The organism is Gluconobacter roseus NBRC 3990, assembly GCF_006538885.1.
Classification (GTDB): domain Bacteria; phylum Pseudomonadota; class Alphaproteobacteria; order Acetobacterales; family Acetobacteraceae; genus Gluconobacter; species Gluconobacter roseus.
This window is the reverse complement of record NZ_BJLY01000001.1, coordinates 757,701-774,111: the sequence shown is the minus strand read 5'-3', so window position 1 is coordinate 774,111 and position 16,411 is coordinate 757,701. Positions and strand designations below refer to the sequence as shown.

Here is a 16,411-nt window from a genome sequence, read left to right as displayed (position 1 = left end):
CTCAAAGCATATCAGCGTGCGCGATCGACGGTGTACTGAACCGTCTCGATCATCAGGCGACGCAGTTCGCTTTCCGGGAAAATGGACAGCGCGTCCACAGCCTCGGCCGCATAGGCCTGGGCGCGGGCAATGGTCGTGGCAATCGCACCGGTCTTCTCGATCAGATCCAGAGCATGCGGCAGGTCCGCTTCCGTCTGCTCGCCCTTCTCGATCACACGCTCCCAGAACGCCCGGTCTTCCGCAGATCCAGCTTCATAGGCGGCCAGAACCGGAAGAGTGATCTTGCCTTCGCGCATGTCGTCACCGACCGTCTTGCCGAGGATCTGCTGATCGGCTGCATAATCCAGAGCATCATCGACAAGCTGGAACGCCATGCCCAGATTGGTCCCGAAACGGTCCAGCGCCAGCTCTTCCGTTTCCGGACGATCTGCGACCACCGCACCGACACGACAGGCTGCCGCAAACAGGGCGGCCGTCTTGCCATGGATGACTTCAAGATAGCGATCGACCGGCGTGGACAGGTCGTTCTGCGTCACCATCTGCAGGACTTCACCTTCAGCAATGGTCGCCGAGGCATCGGACAGGATCGCCATGACCTTGAGCGAGCCATCTGCCGTCATCAGCTGGAAGGAGCGCGCGAACAGGAAGTCGCCCACCAGGACGGAGGCCTTGTTGCCGAACACGGCATTGGCCGAGGCCAGACCCCGACGCAGATTGCTCTCATCGACCACATCATCGTGAAGCAGCGTTGCCGTATGGATGAACTCCACGCAGGCGGCGAGACCAACATGACGCTGGTTTTCAGGAGTCGACTGGTAGCCGCACAGACGGGAGGAGGCGAGTGTCAGCAGGGGTCGCAGACGCTTGCCGCCAGCCGCGACAAGATGGGCGCCAAGCTGCGGAATGAGCGGGACCGGGCTCTCCATCCGCGCGATGATCGCACGGTTGCAGGCCTGCATGTCCTGTTCCAGGTAGGCGGACAGAGCGGAAAGGGCGCTCTCGCCCCCTGCATCCCTGACCACAGCTTTGTCAACGGTCGCAGAAACGTCCGGTGCGGCAGAATCCAAGGGTCATTACTCCAGTTCCCGCAGCGGACCCGGAGACTGGCCCAGGACCGCACGGGCACGATATGATGTGGCGTGGCCCGCCTCTTTCTTTCCTGTCGCGGGAAGAACGAACGGGCCATGTAACGCCGGACGACAGGTTGGAAAGACCATATGAGCGGCAGCAGGAAGACGGTCAACCCATTGCAGCCCCCGAAGCCCCTCCCCGATGGCTCATTTGTCACGCTTTGCCCCGCACGGGAGGAAGGCTCACTGCTGGGAGGACGGGTCCGCTATGACCAGTTCAGCAGGGGCTACCGGACCGGGCTTGAGCCAGTCCTGATGGCCGCCTCCATTCCGGCGAGACCGGGCGAAACAGTTCTGGAAGCCGGCTGTGGCGCCGGTGCCGCACTCCTGTGTCTTTCGGCCCGCATTCCGGGCGTGCATGGAGTCGGACTGGAAGCCGATCCCGAGACGATAAAACTGGCTGAATGGAACATCCAGAGCAATTCCGGTCCAACCGACCTTCCGAAGCTCCAGATCCTTCAGGCCCACCTACCCGACATCCCCAAAACCCTGCGTGCCTTTACGCCAACCGCAAACGGCCGCTTTCATCATGTCATGGCCAATCCGCCCTGGCACAGCCCGCACGGAACGCCGTCGCCCGATACCAGACGACGACTTGCCCTGAGCGCAGAGACAACTGCTCCGGAAGAGTGGATCCGAGCCCTGACGAAATGGGTGCTACCGGGAGGGACACTGACATTCGTGCTGTCCGCTGCGGTTGCAGACCGGGCATGCCAGACATTGTTGGAAAACGGCTGTGGTTCGATCCAGTTCTACCCCTTCTGGCCCCGTCAGGGACGTGAAGCGAAGCTGGTTCTGGTCCGCGCGGTGCATGGAGGCCGCGGGATTTTCCGGCTGCGTTCCGGATTGATGCTGCATGAAGCAGATGGCCGCTTCACTATTGCGGCCGAACGTGTCCTGCGTGACGGAGAAGCCCTGCCCGAAGGCTAAGACTTCTCCACACGACGAATCTTAGCTGAAGACATTGCCTTCGAACGCTTCTTCCCAGGTCCCGGAGGTAGACGCACGGGAGTATTCGGTCGAGCGGTTCTCGAAGAAGTTGGCGTGCTCGACGGCATTCAGCATGTCGTCGATCCAGGGCAGCGGATTGCTTTCCTGCCCATAGACCGGGTCCAGACCCAGCTGCGTCAGGCGACGATCGGCGATGAAGCGGATGTAACGCTTCACGTCCTCGGAAGACATGCCCTCGACCGGGCCCATCTCAAAGCACAGATCGATGAACGCATCTTCATGCTCGACCGTGGTGCGGCAGATCTGCGTCAGTTCCTCGCGGAAATCCGGCGTCCAGATTTCGCTGTTTTCGCGGACGAAGGTGCGGAACAGACGGATCATGGACAGACAGTGCAGCGTCTCGTCACGCACCGACCAGGACACGATCTGCCCCATGCCCTTGAGCTTGTTGAAGCGCGGGAAGTTCAGCAGGATCGCGAAGGACGCGAAAAGCTGAAGCCCTTCCATGAACGCCCCGAAGGCCGCCATGGTCTTGGCGATTTCACGCTTGTTGTCGATGTTGAACGACTGCATGAAATCGTATTTGTCCTTCATCTCCTTGTATTTCAGGAAGGCCGAATACTCGGTCTCGGGCATCCCAATAGTGTCAAGAAGATGGGAATACGCAGCGATGTGGATCGTCTCGATATTCGAGAACGCAGACAGCATCATCAGCACTTCGGTCGGTTTGAAGACCTGGCTGTAATACTTCATATACGCGGAGTTCACTTCCACGTCCGACTGCGTGAAGAAGCGGAAGATCTGCGTCACGAGATGACGCTCGGCTTCCGTCAGCGTCCGGTGCCAGTCCTTCACGTCATCGGCCAGCGGCACTTCCTCCGGCAGCCAGTGGACGCGCTGCTGGGTCAGCCAGGCGTCATAGGCCCAAGGGTAGCGGAAGGGCTTGTAGACCGGGTTAGCGGTCATCAGGTCGAGATGCTGCTCCTGAGACGGGGCAGCAGAATTTGGATTCACGTCGGTCATAGTGCAGCCCTGGCGTAATTTTTGAAAGAACGCAAGAGGCTACACGCTTGTTGATTCTGCGACTAGGCCAATCTGATCGAACCCAAAAAATCGTGTCTAGTTCTTATTTTAATAACGGATTTTACTGGCAGGACAGGCACTCTTCGTAATCGCCGCTGCTCATCTCGCCACGAGGGGCGGCCTGAGCTGTGGCTTCGTATTTTTCGTCTTCCAGAATGTCGCTCTTCACCGCGAGGTTGGACACGGCATCCGCGCGCTGCACGGACAGGGAGCGGCAGTAGTACAGGGATTTCAGGCCCTTCTTCCACGCCTGGAAATGGATCTGGTGCAGGTCGCGCTTGTGAACATCGGCCGGCAGAAAGAGGTTCACCGACTGCGCCTGACAGATGAACGGCGCACGGTCGGCAGCATGTTCGACGACCCAGCGCTGGTCGAGTTCGAACGCCGTTTTGAACACGTCCTTCTCGTCCTGCGTCAGGAAGTCGAGATTCTGCACAGAGCCCTTGTTCAGCGTGATCGCCGACCAGACTTCGTCCGTATCGTAGCCGCGCTCTTCCAGAATTTTCTTCAAGTGGCGATTGCGCACCGAAAACGAGCCCGAAAGCGTCTTCTGCAGGAACACATTCGCACTGATCGGCTCAATGCCGGGGCTGGCATTGCCGGTGATGATGGAAATCGAGGCCGTCGGCGCAATGGCGAGCTTGTGCGAGAAGCGCTCCATGAAGCCGTATTCGGCAGCATCAGGGCACGGACCGCGCACTTCCGCCAGATGCTTCGATGCCGCATCGGCCTGCTTGCGGATGTGTTCGAAAATCTTCCGGTTCCAGACCTTCGCCATCACGGACTCGAACGGGATCATGCGGGCCTGAAGGAAGGAATGGAACCCCATCACACCCAGCCCAACCGAACGCTCACGCGCGGCGGCGTACTTCGCCCGCGCCATATCGTCAGGTGCCCGGTCGATGAAGTCCTGCAGCACGTTGTCGAGGAACAGCATGACGTCCTCGATGAACTGCGGATCATCTTTCCACTCGTCCCAGGTTTCAAGATTGAGCGAAGACAGGCAGCAGACAGCCGTACGGTTCTTGCCGTGATGATCAATGCCGGTCGGCAGCGTGATCTCGGCGCAGAGATTGGAGGTCTTCACTTCCAGCCCGGCCAGCTTGTGATGCTCCGGACGGGCGCGATTCACATGATCGGAATAGATGATGTAAGGCTCGCCCTGCTCCATCCGCGCCGTCAGGATCCGGATCCACAGACCACGCGCCGAGACCTTGCGGATCGTGCTGTGATCCTTCGGAGACAGCAGCGCCCATTCCTCATCCGCTTCGACCGCACGCATGAAGGCGTCTGTCACGAGCACGCCGTGATGCAGGTTCAGGGCCTTGCGGTTCGGATCACCACCCGTCGGGCGGCGCATCTCGACGAACTCTTCCACTTCCGGATGCCAGACCGGCAAATACACTGCCGCCGAGCCACGACGGAGCGAGCCCTGCGAAATCGCCAGCGTCAGGCTGTCCATAACGCGGATGAACGGGATGACGCCGGACGTCTTGCCGTTGCGGCCGATATTCTCGCCGATGGAGCGCAGATTGCCCCAGTAGGATCCGATGCCGCCGCCCTTGGAGGCCAGCCACACATTCTCGTTCCACAGTCCCACGATTCCCGAGAGGCTGTCTTCGGCCTCGTTCAGGAAGCAGGAAATCGGCAGGCCGCGCTCGGTGCCACCATTGGACAGCACAGGCGTGGCCGGCATGAACCAGTGGCGGGAAATATAGTCATAGATCCGCTGCGCATGGCCAGCATCCGCGCCGTAATAGGAGGCCACACGCGCAAAAAGCGCCTGATAGTCCTCGCCCGGCAGCAGGTAACGGTTGTTCAGAGTCGCCTTGCCGAAATCCGTCAGCAGGGAGTCGCGCGAGCGATCCACCCGCACAGCGTGATGGCCCGGAAGCTGCACCACATCATCGAACATGTCCTCGGAATCGGAATCGCCCGGTAGCGGCGCCTCACCGATGGGATGGTCGAGCGGCGGACGCACGTCATGGGCGAGATCAGTCTTTTCGGACACGTCCATCGTCACGTCATGAAGGGTCATCGCTCTCTCCGCCGGGCATCTATTTTTGAATTCTTGAGCACTCATTTCCATCACTCCGAACCCGATCGCAAGCACGAAGTTCGCTTGCAAAATCGGAAGAGGTGTGAATTTGGCTCCGCCTATATCTAGGGAAGGATTTCGTGAATGCCCCTAGATATAGTGCTGATCGCAGAAAACAGCCCCTATCAGCCTGTTATCCCAAGAGTTTTCCCAAGGCACTTTTCCACTGTGTGATGGCGGTCACAGGATCGGGAAATTTCGTGAACACCAACGCGGGCAACGATCCATGACATGTCACGTTTGAACGGGCGAGCCCACAACATGGAAGAGCCCATCATGACGATCAAGAAGACAGCTTCGGCACACTGGAGTGGCGGTCTCAAGGACGGCAAAGGCACGATTTCCACGCAGAGCGGCGCCCTGCAAAACCAGCCCTACGGCTTCAACACGCGCTTTGAAGACAAGCCCGGCACAAACCCCGAGGAACTGCTCGGCGCGGCCCATGCCGGCTGTTTTACCATGGCGCTGTCCATGATGCTCGAACAGGCCGGCTTCAAGGCCGACTCTCTTGAGACGAAAGCCACGGTGTCTCTGGACAAGTCCGGTGAAGGCTTTGCCATCACGGAGTCTCACCTGACCCTGCGAGGCAAGGTTCCGGGTGCATCGGAAGCGCAGTTCCTGGACATTGCCAACAAGGCCAAGGAAGGCTGCCCGCTGTCACAGGTCATCAACGCCAAGATTACGCTGGACGCCACCTTCGAAGGCTGAGGCGCCCGATACCGAAAGGCTGGGGCTTTAACGCCCCCAGCCACACTGCGCATGATCACGCAGAAGATGATCGGCCAACACACAGGCCATCATCGCTTCAGCAACCGGCACGGCCCGGATGCCAATGCAGGGATCGTGCCGCCCCTTCGTCATCACTTCGACAGACTCGCCATCACGCGTGATGCTCGGAACAGGCGTGAGGATCGAGCTGGTCGGCTTGATCGCAAAACGCGCCACGATGGGCTGTCCCGTCGAAATACCGCCCAGAATGCCGCCGGCATGGTTGGATGCGAACTGCGGTCCCGGCGCAATCGGATCAGCATTCTGCTCACCGCGTAAAGCGGCTACGGCAAAACCGTCCCCGATCTCGACGCCCTTCACACCGTTGATACCCATCATGGCACCGGCCAGATCAGCATCGAGCTTTCCATAGACCGGCGCACCGAGTCCGGCAGGCAGACCTTCCGCCACGACTTCGACAGTCGCTCCGATCGATGACCCATCCTTGCGAATGGAGTCGAGCAACGCTTCCCATGGGCCCACGGACTCCGCGTCCGGGCACCACAGCGGATTGCGCTCGACCTCGTCCCAGTCCCAGCGGGACGGGTCGATGGTCTGGCCACCGATTCCCGTCAGGGCCGCGCGGATCTTCACGCCCTCACCCACGAGCGTTCTGAGCAACACACGCGCCACGGCCCCTGCCGCAACCCGCATGGCCGTCTCACGCGCAGAGGAACGCCCGCCCCCGCGATAGTCGCGGATGCCGTATTTCATGTCGTAGGCAATGTCGGCATGACCGGGGCGATAGCGGGTTGCGATATCGCCGTAATCTTTCGACCGCTGATCGGTATTCTCAATCATCAGCGAAATGGGCGTGCCGGTCGTCTGCCCTTCAAACACGCCCGACAGGATCCGGACCTGATCCGGCTCCCGGCGCTGCGTGGTAAAACGGGACTGCCCCGGCCGGCGACGGTCGAGCCAGGGCTGGATGTCCTCTTCGGACAGCTTCAGGCGGGGCGGGCAGCCATCAATGACGCAGCCAATGGCCGGTCCGTGACTCTCACCCCAGGTGGTGACGCGAAAGAGCTTCCCGAAGCTGTTGTCCGACATGTCAGTTCCCGGAACCGACCGCTGCGATGTCCGGAGCGTCCGGGTTCTTCATACCGACCGTGTGGTAGCCGCAATCCACATGATGGATTTCGCCCGTCACACCGCTGGACAGATCGGAAAGCAGATACATGCCCGAGCCGCCGACATCCTTAAGGGTCACGTTGCGCTCCATCGGCGCATTGAGCTGGTTCCAGCGCAGGATGTAGCGGAAATCGCTGATCCCGTTAGCAGCCAGCGTCATGATCGGACCGGCGGAGATGCCGTTCACGCGGATATCGTCGCGGCCCAGATCGGCAGCCATGTAACGCACGGAAGCTTCCAGAGCCGCCTTGGCCACGCCCATCACATTATAATGCGGCATGACGCGCTCGGCACCGAGATAGGTCATGCTGAGGAACGATCCGCCCGGATTCATCATCGCGGATGCACGGCGTGCGACGGCCACGAAGGAATAGCAGGAGATGTCCATGGCCTGCAGGAACGCATCACGCGGCGTGTCGATATAACGGCCACGGAGATACTGCTTGTCGGCGAAGGCGATGGCATGGAGCACGAAGTCGATTTTGCCCCAGCTCTTTTCGATCTCGTCGAACGTCGCATTGATGGCGTCGTCATTGCTGACATCGCACGGCAGGACCAGCGAGGAGCCCACACTCTCGGCCAGCGGACGGACGCGCTTGCCCAGCGCTTCGCCCTGATAGGTGAAAGCAAGTTCCGCACCCTGTGCCGCACAGGCGCTGGCAATGGCCCAGGCAATGGAGTGCTTGTTGGCAACACCCATGATCACACCGCGCTTGCCCTTCATGAGCGTGCCGGTCACTGGAGCCGGGATATTGTCTTCCGTTTCAGACATGGTGATTTCCTGAATCGCGTTGGCGTATTGAGGGCCGTGGTTGCACAAGCGCCCGTTACAGACAAGACTTTGCGACCATTGCGCCGTTTTTTGCCCGCAAACTGGGCATTAAGGCATCACTGGGACCTGCGGAAAGCACCTGTCTTAACAGCCCGTACTTATTTTTCGTGCACTGTCCCAGATCAAGGCATGACCGGCAGGGTGGTCTTAAACTCTCCACATGGTTGGACCCGACGGGACGCGCTATGACTGCGAAAGTGGCGGCCCGGTCCTGCCGCGCCGATCTTGTTACCAAGGAGACTCCCATGTCCGACATTCCCCTGATTGACCTCAAGGCCGATCCCTTTGCCCTGTTCGCGGCCTGGATGTCGGATGCGGAAAAGTCCGAGCCGAACGATCCCAATGCCATGGCCGTCGCGACCGCCACGCCGGACGGACGTCCTTCCGTGCGGATGCTGCTACTCAAGGGCGCGGATGAGCGGGGGTTTGTCTTCTATACCAATCTCGAAAGCCGCAAGGGGCTCGAGCTTCTGGCCAACCCACATGCCGCCCTGCTGTTCCACTGGAAGTCCCTGCGCCGCCAGATCCGGATCGAAGGCCCGGTCGAGGCTGTCACCACGGAAGAAGCCGACGCCTATTTCGCAAGCCGCTCGCGCATGTCCCGTCTTGGCGCCATCGCCTCGGACCAGTCCCGCCCGCTGGATGATCGCAGCACGTTCGAAGAACGCCTGAAGGCCGCGGACGAAAAATATGGCGATGGTCCGATCCCCCGCCCCGTCAACTGGTCCGGATTCCGCGTAGTCCCCGAGGCCATCGAATTCTGGCAGGACCGGCCCTATCGCCTGCATGACCGGGCTGTGTGGACACGTGATGGAAACGGATGGAACGTCACGCGACTTTATCCGTAAATACATCAGAACGACGTACAAAGATTTTGGCCGGGGAGCCTTTACCCATGCTTATTGATATCAAGAATATCCTTCTCCCCCTGAACGGCTCCGGTGACCTTGAAGCCGTCATGCAGGTCGCGCTGGATTTCGCGCGCCGTTTCGATGCCCATCTGTCGGCCGTCGTGGTGGGCTCTGACCCGTCCGAGGTCGCGACGCTGGCGGGTGAAGGCATTTCGGCCGGTATGGTCAATGAAATGATCGACACGGCCACGACCGAAGCCCAGCGCCGCGCGATCTCGATCCGCAAGGCTTTCGACAGCTTCATCCATGAGCACGGCATCCGTCGCATCGAGCCCTCCAAGATCGGTTCGTCCGCGGGCGATGGCGTCAGCGCCAGCCTCGACGTTCTCAACGGGACCGAGCACGATTCCCTGACATGGCGCTCGCGTCTGGCCGACATGACGCTGGTCCCGAACCTTGCCAAGGATGGCGACCCACGTGCTTCCGAAACACTGCACGCCATTCTCTTTGACAGCGGACGCCCTTTGGTGATCGCACCACCGACACCGCCGAAGACGGTCGGCCAGCGGATCGCGATCGCCTGGAACGGAACACCGGAAGCCTCGCTGGCCCTGCGCTGCATCCTGCCTTGGGCGCACAAGGCTGAAGCCGTGCAGGTCCTGACCTGTCAGGACTACCAGCGCCGTGGCCCAGGTGCGGACGAGGTCGTGACTTATCTGCGGATGCACGGCATTTCCGCCACCGCCCGCGAGTTCGAGGCCATCAACCGCGATATTGGTGCGGGCCTGCTGAAGGCGGCCACGGAATTCAATGCCGACATGCTGGGCATGGGTGCCTACTCCCATTCCCGCCTGCGCCAGATGATCCTTGGCGGCGTGACCCGTCACATTCTGGAAAAAGCGCAACTAACCGTTCTTATGAGCCGCTGAAGATATTTTTCCCGCCTGCCCGTTTTCCTGAAGGATCCATCATGTCCCTGTCCCGCCTCGTCTGTGCGACCTGCCTGACCCTCGCCTTGGTAGGTCCAGCCCTGACACCCGCATGGGGCATGGACACGCCAATGCCTCCGCAAGCAGGCAGTTTCACCCTTCAGGAACCGGCCGCGCGCCTGAAGCTGCGGCTCGTTCCGGGGAACACACTTGCAGCCGGATATCACAGCCCGTTTTACCAACGGAATACGGCGACAGGTGCGATCACCCTGCAAACGGACGGGCTACAGCCCTCCATCCGGGGACAGACAGCCCCTGCAACGGTCCTGCGCGAAGGCACGGCCTGGTATTTCCAGCAGACCCCGGCCGATATGACTGCCAGCCTGTATATTGATGTCTGGCCCAGCGACCAGCGCGTCATCATCGGGCGTATCCAGAGCACGCATGGCCCGGTCGCCGAACTAGTTGCAGACGGCCATCATTCACAGGTGATCGCCATCATCCATGACGGCACCAGCACGCGACGCATTACCGCCGGGACGATCTATCCGGACCGCCATATCAGCTACACGATTTCGTCCCGCCCCAGCGGCACGCTGCAGATTGTCGTCAACGGAACCCGAAGCGTCCTTCCCATGCCTGTCGCCGCAACAGCGCCGGTTATGTGGTTTGAGGCCGTGGCAGGACAGACCGGATGGCACATGCCCTGTCATGGTGACATGGCTCGCGTGACCTTCACATCCCTTGATGTCCATCACCCGGCACCGTGATGGCCGCAGCGCCGGGTGAAAACATGCACAGCCTTTGCCGCCTGTAACGCCGCGTGCTACCCGACACGCCATGACACTGCTTCCGCGCCTCCTGCGCCTGTGGCTGGGGGCCTGCCTGCGCTCCACGCGCTGGCAGGTCAGCGGCTCTCCCCGCGCCCTTGAGACCCTGACAACCGCGGATCAGGGCACGGTTGTCGCGTTCTGGCACCGCTCCCTGACACTGAGCCCGGCCCTGTGGTTCTGGGCCCGCACACTGGAGCCCCGCCTGTCGCTTCGGGTGCTTATCTCCCGCAATCCGGACGGCATGCTGATTGCTGACGTTGTCCGGCCATGGGGCATCATCGGCATCCACGGCTCGTCAGGCAAAAAGGGCAAGAACAAAGGCGGCGCGGCAGTCCTCCGCACGGCTTTGAAAGAACTGGAAACGGGTTCGCTGGTTGCGATCACGCCCGACGGACCCCGCGGCCCTGCGGAAGAAGTGCAGCCCGGAGCCGTCGCGCTGTCGCGGCTTGCACGCTGCGCGGTCGTTCCTGTCGGGCTGGCCAGCACGGGGCTGCCTCTGCCGTCATGGGACGGACTGATTTTCCCGCTCCCTTTCGGACGTGGGGCCCTGATCATGGGCGAACCCCTGTTCCAGCCTGACGCGACAGCCCTCCAGAGCGCATTGAATGATGTCTCCCGGCGCGCAGAAAGCGTTGTCCGGCACCGGCAGTCCAATCTCGCCGATCGCGCATGGCGTATCGCTGGCACCGTGCTGACACCGGCCCTTACAGTCATGCTGCGGATCCGGCTGCATCGTGGGCGCGAACTCCCTGGACGTCTGCGCGAACGCATGGGGCTGGGCAGTGGCCGCCGCCCGACGGGGCAGCTTCTCTGGATTCATGCTGCAAGCGTCGGCGAGACCCTCTGCGCCCTGCCGCTGGCCGATGCCCTCCTCGCCGCCAGACCGGACATGCGTCTTCTGTTCACGACCGCCACCGTCACCGGCAGCGAGATCGTCGCCCGGCATCCCCTTTACGGGCAGCGGATCATTCACCGCTTCATTCCCCATGACGTTCCCCGCTGGCTCCGGCGCTTCCTGAACCTGTGGCAGCCGGAAGGCGCCATTTTCGTCGAAAGCGAACTCTGGCCCGGCATTATCGCCGCGTGCTCGCGCCGGGATATTCCGGTCATGCTCGTCAACGGCCGACTGTCAGACCGCTCGGCCCGACGCTGGGGCCGCCTGCATGGCCCGGCGCAGCGCATGATGAAGCGCCTGACCTGGGTTGCGGCACGCGGACCGGAAGATGCGGCCCGTTTCCGCGCGCTTGGCGCCTCTCCGGTCTATGAGGACGGCGACCTGAAACAGGACGCACCACCCCTTCCCTATGATGAAGCCGAATATGCGCGCCTGAAGGCTCTAATCGGTGCCCGCCCGGTCTTCGTAGCCGCCTCCACCCATCCGGGTGAAGAAGAACTGGTGCTTCAGGCCGCCGAGAATGCCCGCAGGCTCCAGCCCGACCTGCTGACCATCATCGTCCCGCGCCACCCGGCCCGGGGTGCGGAACTGGGAGCCCATTTCAATCTGCCCCGACGCTCCATAGGTCAGGACCCGACCCCACACACGCCTGTCTGGCTGGCGGATACACTCGGCGAGCTTGGCCTGTTCTACCGGCTGGCCGATCGCTGTTTCCTTGGCAATTCCCTTGCCGGAAAAGGCGGCGGTCACAATCCGTTCGAGCCGCTGCGTCTGGGACTTCCTACAGCCACGGGGCCAAAAATGGAGAACTGGCGGGAGGCAATGGCCGCTGTTTCTGATACACTCCAGATCGTGAACGATGTGGAGTGTCTGACACGATGGCTCGAATCCCCTCTTCCGCCCGTCAGGACAGAAGGATTGCAGCGCTTCGTGGTGAGCGCCCTGCGGGACCGCATCCTGAACACGGTTGAACGATGAAACGTCGCCCGCCCCGTTTCTGGCTTCGCCCCACCCGCAGCGTCGCGGCCCGCCTTCTGCGCCCCTTTTCGCTCATCGCCACGACACTCACCCGCCGCCGTCTCAGGCAGCCAACCTTTCATGCCTCCGTCCCGGTCCTGTGCTGCGGCAACATCACCACTGGCGGAACGGGCAAAACTCCCCTCACCCTCGATCTTGTCCAGCGCCTCAGAGATCGCGGCTATCATCCCCATATCCTGAGCCGCGGCCATGGCGGCCGTGAGCGTGGCCCCATCGCCGTCAATCCCGGCCACAGCACACCGCGCGATGTCGGGGACGAACCGCTTCTCCTCGCTCAGGCTGCACCCACATGGATCGGTGCGGACCGCGCCGAAACCGCACGTCTGGCCATCGCCCAGGGCGCCGACTGCCTGATCATGGATGATGGTTTCCAGAACCCGACGCTTCACAAGGATGTCTCAGTCCTTGTGGTGGATGGACCATCCGGCTTCGGAAACGGTTGCGTCCTGCCCGCCGGCCCCCTGCGCGAGCCTCTCGCGGATGCAATTCCCCGTGCACAGGCCGCCGTCATCATCGGGGAGGACAGGCATAATCTGCTGCCAAGCTTCCCGCCCAGCCTTCTGACCGCACAGGCAAGGCTGGTTCCCGGGCCGGAAATCCGGAAACTTCAGGGCCGGCGCATTGTTGCTTTTGCCGGGATCGGACGGCCGGAAAAGTTTTTCGATATGCTGCGGGATGCCGGTGTCGCCCCCATCCGGGCACTGCCTTTCCCGGATCACCATTTCTATACGCCCCGTGACATCCAGCGCCTCGAAACCCTCAGCCGGGAATCGGGCACCACATTGGTCACAACCGCAAAGGACGCCGTGAAACTGCCATTCCCCTTCCGGACACAGGTCAAAGTCATTGGAGTAGAACTGCTCTGGGCCGATCCGCAGTCTCCCGAACGCCTGCTCGACATGCTGTTCGCCGCCTCGTGACATCTTTTCTGTACCGCGCCGAAACCTTGCTCGTCCGGAGCCTGCTGGCCGCAATCCGCGCCCTGCCTCCCGCAGCATCCTCCAATATCGGAGGCTTCGTCGCCCGCACGATCGGCCCGCTGCTGCCTGTCTCCAGAGTAGCTGACCGGAACCTGCAACTGGCCCTCCCCGAATATAATGCGCCAGCCCGCAGACAGATCGTCCGCGACTGCTGGGAAAATCTGGGTCGCACCGTCGGAGAATTTCCCCATATTGGCCGCCTGAAACAGGACACACTCTCCGGCGCAGGCTGGAGCGTTGAGGGTGCCGAGCATCTCGAGGCTGCAAAAGCCTCGGGCCGACCGGTCATCTTCTTTTCGGGCCATATCGGCAACTGGGAACTCATGCCGCCGGTCGTCGCCCGCTACGGCATGCCATTTGCCTCCTTCTATCGTGCGGCGAGCAACCCCGGCGTTGACAGACTGATCCATCAACTGCGTCAGGATGCCATGAGACAGGACGTCCCGATGTTTCCCAAAGGCGCAAAAGGCGCGCGCTCGGCCCTGAAATACCTGTCCAAAGGCGGGCATCTGGGCGTGCTGGGCGATCAGAAAATGAATGACGGGATCGAGGTCCGGCTGTTCGGTCGCCCTGCCATGACGGCATCCGCTGCAGCCGTGTTCGCCCTGAGACATGACGCCCTGATCGTGACCGGACACGTCCGTCGCGATGGCCCGGCCAGACTCGTGCTGGTCGTGGACCCGCCTTTCCTGCCCGACAAGACCGACGACCGCGCGAAAGACATCCACGCCCTGACGCAGCTGTTCAATGACCGCCTCGAATCATGGATCCGCGAAATTCCGGGCTCATGGCTCTGGCTGCACCGGCGCTGGGACAAATCACTGTACCGGAATATGACAACATAATGTTGAGCTATGCGTTTAGAGCATGGCAGATTTGTCACAGTGGGGACCGTTTATGTCGCGAAACCCCCTTCAGACGTTATTAAAGATTGTGAATCGCCCCTTCAGGACCCTAGCCTGAACTCATCACCACGACCCGGGTGCCCTGCCCGGCTTTTTGATGAGGATTTCCTGATGGCGCAGGTGACTCACCTTCACGACCTCTCCCACGGCCGCAGCGCGAGCAATATCGTACCTCTGCGTCAGGGCCTTCTGCCCCGTCACCGCGAGTACCTTCTGCGCTGGCTGGAAGCCGGACAGCGGATGGGCGTGTTCGACGCGGAAATCGCTCCGGCGGCCCATGATGTTGTCAATGTGGATGGAACCGCGCCTGTCGATCACGTTCTGGTCTGGGTGCGCGAAAACCCTGATCCGGCTTACATGCTGCGCCCTCAAGGAATGCGCTGGGTGCTGATCGACCAGATCCGCGAGCACGAGCTTGGAAGCTATGCCAGCTTCGAACTCGCCCTGCACGTCATCCGCCCGGTCCTGCCGCTCGCCGAGACCTGCGCCGCCTGAATCTGCGTCCGGATTTCCTTGATCAGACACAAAAAAGCGCGCCGTTCAAAGAACTGACGCGCTTTTTTTCTTGAGAAGTAACGATCAGCTTGGCCGAAGGGCGACGTCCCGCGATGCCGGCACCACGACGCGTGCTCCGCCACCGCGCTGGATCTGGTAGATCGCCAAAGCCCGCGTCACATGTCCGTCCGGACGCAGGCGGAACAGACCGTCCACACCCATATAACCATCCGGCCGTGTCAGCGCTTCGGTCGTCACACCGCCCTGACGGATCAGGCTTCCGGCCAGAGCCGCAGCGTCATAGGCGAAATCACTGACCGGCGACGGTGCCTGTTTGTACAGCGCGCGGTACTGCGCCACGTATCCCATGCGGTCATGCGCATCAGACGCCGCATACCAGGCCCCATGCAGCGCGCCGAGCTTGCCATCAAATGCCTTCCACAGCGCCGGTCCCATGATCTGGACCTGCGACGAATCAATGTGATCGGCCTGAAGTGCGGTGATGATCCGTCCGAGTTCCAGCCCCGTATCGGCCAGCACCAGAGCATCGAATGGCGGCGGTGGGACCGGCGCGGGCGGTGCTGCGGGTGTCGGTGCCGCAGAAGGTGTTCCCGGCGTGGTCGTGGACGGGGTGGCCCCCGGCGTTCCCGCCGTGGCTGTATCAGGCGCAGCTTCTCCCGTCGGATCAATCGCGGACGGCCCGGCGGGCACATCTGCAGCCGGTGCGGCAGGAGGCTGACGTGTCTCGATGGCGGAAAGCGACTTCATTCCATCGTCAATGTTCTGCGCATCCATCGTATGGAACACGATCTGCGGCTCTGTCAGACCCGCATCCCGGCAGGCCCGCACCAGCCCGTCTCCCATCGCATGTCCAAAAGCGTTGTCCGGGAGGAAAGCCGCGAAGGTCTTGCGTCCTGTCGCCCGTGCTGCATCCACCATCCGGCGCACCTGCTGCTCCGGCGTCAGGCCCATGACCCAGACACCCGGACGGGCCTGCGTGGAGTCGCTGGTGAAAGCCAGTTCCGGTTTACCCGCGTTGATGGCAAGCGGTGCTGCCATCCCGGTCTCGGTGGCCGTCAGCGGACCCAGCAGAATCGCATCCCCACGCGCCAGAGCATCGCGCGCCGCCTGCGCCGCACCGCCCGGACCATTCGTGTCATGCACGTCGAGCGCAGGGGAGCCCTTGGTAGAGAGTGCCAGTTTCGCCGCATCTCGCATCCGTGCGCCGTAAGCCGCATTGCGTCCCGTCAGGGGCAGAATCAGTCCGACATCATGTGCGCCCGGCCCTTCGGAAACGCCCGGAATGCCGCCCACGCCCGGCACGGAAGACGACCCGCCACCCGAGCAGGCAGCAAGGGTGAGGAAGGTTCCCGCGGCAAGGCCGGTGCTTACACCCTTGCGCAGACGGCTCAACGGGCGACAATGCCCCCCTGAGTTTGTCACCGAGGATGCAGATGTCCGAAAAGTCATGTTCCGCTGAAACTCCCTTGAG

At 61.8% G+C, this 16,411-nt stretch carries 15 protein-coding genes; 9 read left to right on the top strand and 6 right to left on the bottom strand.

Annotation, left to right across the window (positions count from 1 at the left end):
* Positions 1–11: 11 nt before the first annotated feature.
* Positions 12–1,067: a polyprenyl synthetase family protein gene (locus tag GRO01_RS03400; protein WP_062509272.1), complete on the bottom strand. Its 1,056-nt coding sequence runs from the start codon at positions 1,065–1,067 to the stop codon at positions 12–14.
* 150 nt (positions 1,068–1,217) lie between these two features.
* Between GRO01_RS03400 and GRO01_RS03395 the strand changes: the two genes are divergently transcribed.
* On the top strand, positions 1,218–2,060 hold the full coding sequence (locus GRO01_RS03395; RefSeq protein WP_062509275.1) for a tRNA1(Val) (adenine(37)-N6)-methyltransferase: 843 nt from the start codon (positions 1,218–1,220) through the stop codon (positions 2,058–2,060).
* 21 nt (positions 2,061–2,081) lie between these two features.
* On the opposite strand, the gene GRO01_RS03390 is transcribed toward GRO01_RS03395, so the two are convergent.
* The gene (locus GRO01_RS03390) at positions 2,082–3,104 is read right to left on the bottom strand and encodes a ribonucleotide-diphosphate reductase subunit beta (protein WP_062509276.1); all 1,023 of its coding nucleotides are present in this window, start codon (positions 3,102–3,104) and stop codon (positions 2,082–2,084) included.
* A gap of 121 nt (positions 3,105–3,225) precedes the next feature.
* Positions 3,226–5,079 carry a ribonucleoside-diphosphate reductase subunit alpha gene (locus tag GRO01_RS03385; RefSeq protein WP_371857375.1) on the bottom strand — a complete coding sequence of 618 codons (1,854 nt, stop codon included), beginning with the start codon at positions 5,077–5,079 and terminating at the stop codon, positions 3,226–3,228.
* A 459-nt stretch (positions 5,080–5,538) separates the two neighbouring features.
* Here GRO01_RS03385 and GRO01_RS03380 point away from each other — a divergent pair, with 459 nt between their 5' ends.
* Positions 5,539–5,970 carry an OsmC family protein gene (locus GRO01_RS03380; RefSeq protein ID WP_062509278.1) on the top strand — a complete coding sequence of 144 codons (432 nt, stop codon included), beginning with the start codon at positions 5,539–5,541 and terminating at the stop codon, positions 5,968–5,970.
* 27 nt (positions 5,971–5,997) lie between these two features.
* Here GRO01_RS03380 and aroC read toward each other — a convergent pair whose 3' ends face one another.
* Together aroC and fabI are read right to left on the bottom strand one after the other, a co-directional pair.
* The gene (gene aroC, locus GRO01_RS03375) at positions 5,998–7,080 is read right to left on the bottom strand and encodes a chorismate synthase (RefSeq protein WP_011253504.1); all 1,083 of its coding nucleotides are present in this window, start codon (positions 7,078–7,080) and stop codon (positions 5,998–6,000) included.
* Position 7,081: 1 nt separating this feature from the next.
* Positions 7,082–7,933 (bottom strand): enoyl-ACP reductase FabI, encoded by an 852-nt coding sequence (gene fabI, locus GRO01_RS03370; RefSeq protein ID WP_011253503.1) that lies wholly within the window; start codon positions 7,931–7,933, stop codon positions 7,082–7,084.
* Between the two features lie 305 nt (positions 7,934–8,238).
* Between fabI and pdxH the strand changes: the two genes are divergently transcribed.
* From pdxH to GRO01_RS03335, 7 genes are all read left to right on the top strand, one after another.
* Positions 8,239–8,841, top strand: coding sequence for a pyridoxamine 5'-phosphate oxidase (gene pdxH, locus GRO01_RS03365; protein WP_174787393.1), 603 nt, complete (start codon positions 8,239–8,241; stop codon positions 8,839–8,841).
* 47 nt (positions 8,842–8,888) lie between these two features.
* On the top strand, positions 8,889–9,773 hold the full coding sequence (locus GRO01_RS03360; RefSeq protein ID WP_062509281.1) for a universal stress protein: 885 nt from the start codon (positions 8,889–8,891) through the stop codon (positions 9,771–9,773).
* Positions 9,774–9,814: 41 nt separating this feature from the next.
* Positions 9,815–10,543 (top strand): polysaccharide lyase family 7 protein, encoded by a 729-nt coding sequence (locus GRO01_RS03355; RefSeq protein ID WP_062509282.1) that lies wholly within the window; start codon positions 9,815–9,817, stop codon positions 10,541–10,543.
* Between the two features lie 70 nt (positions 10,544–10,613).
* Positions 10,614–12,479: a glycosyltransferase N-terminal domain-containing protein gene (locus GRO01_RS03350; RefSeq protein WP_062509284.1), complete on the top strand. Its 1,866-nt coding sequence runs from the start codon at positions 10,614–10,616 to the stop codon at positions 12,477–12,479.
* Positions 12,476–13,459: a tetraacyldisaccharide 4'-kinase gene (gene lpxK / locus GRO01_RS03345; RefSeq protein WP_062509286.1), complete on the top strand. Its 984-nt coding sequence runs from the start codon at positions 12,476–12,478 to the stop codon at positions 13,457–13,459. Before GRO01_RS03350 ends, lpxK begins: the two co-directional genes overlap by 4 nt.
* On the top strand, positions 13,456–14,364 hold the full coding sequence (locus GRO01_RS03340; protein ID WP_062509288.1) for a lysophospholipid acyltransferase family protein: 909 nt from the start codon (positions 13,456–13,458) through the stop codon (positions 14,362–14,364). Before lpxK ends, GRO01_RS03340 begins: the two co-directional genes overlap by 4 nt.
* A 171-nt stretch (positions 14,365–14,535) precedes the next feature.
* Positions 14,536–14,919 (top strand): hypothetical protein, encoded by a 384-nt coding sequence (locus tag GRO01_RS03335; protein ID WP_062509290.1) that lies wholly within the window; start codon positions 14,536–14,538, stop codon positions 14,917–14,919.
* 84 nt (positions 14,920–15,003) lie between these two features.
* Here GRO01_RS03335 and GRO01_RS03330 read toward each other — a convergent pair whose 3' ends face one another.
* Entirely contained in the window at positions 15,004–16,332 is a 1,329-nt protein-coding gene (locus GRO01_RS03330) for a penicillin-binding protein activator (protein ID WP_062509292.1), read from the bottom strand.
* Positions 16,333–16,411 lie beyond the last annotated feature (79 nt).